Source organism: Klebsiella sp. 141161 (assembly GCF_050600815.1).
GTDB classification, from domain to species: domain Bacteria; phylum Pseudomonadota; class Gammaproteobacteria; order Enterobacterales; family Enterobacteriaceae; genus Klebsiella; species Klebsiella aerogenes.
In genome coordinates this window covers 1-450 of the sequence record NZ_JAQIRN010000027.1, presented here as the reverse complement: position 1 = coordinate 450, position 450 = coordinate 1, and the positions used below count along the sequence as shown (strand labels likewise).

The 450-nt window shown below is 59.8% G+C and carries 1 protein-coding gene; it reads left to right on the top strand.

Annotated elements, in window-relative coordinates:
• Positions 1-420: 4Fe-4S dicluster domain-containing protein (locus tag PGR79_RS23820; RefSeq protein ID WP_430922627.1), on the top strand; the 420-nt coding region annotated here is incomplete at its 5' end.
• Positions 421-450 lie beyond the last annotated feature (30 nt).

Sequence of the window (450 nt, the reverse complement as noted above, 5' to 3'; positions counted from 1 at the left end):
TGTAACCACTGCGAAGACCCGGCGTGCACCAAGGTCTGCCCGAGCGGGGCAATGCACAAGCGCGAAGATGGTTTTGTGGTGGTTAATGAAGAGGTGTGCATTGGCTGTCGCTACTGCCATATGGCCTGCCCGTACGGCGCGCCGCAGTACAACGCCGCTAAAGGGCATATGACCAAATGCGATGGCTGTCACGAGCGTGTGGCACAAGGCAAAAAGCCGATTTGCGTCGAGTCCTGCCCGCTGCGGGCGCTGGACTTCGGGCCGATTGCCGAACTGCGTGAAAAGCACGGCCAACTGGCCGCCGTGGCGCCGCTGCCGTCAGCGCACTTCACCAGGCCGAGCATTGTGATAAAACCAAACGCCAACAGCCGTCCGTGCGGCGATACCACTGGCTATCTGGCCAATCCGAAGGAGGTCTAAAATGGGAAATGGATGGCATGAATGGCCGCT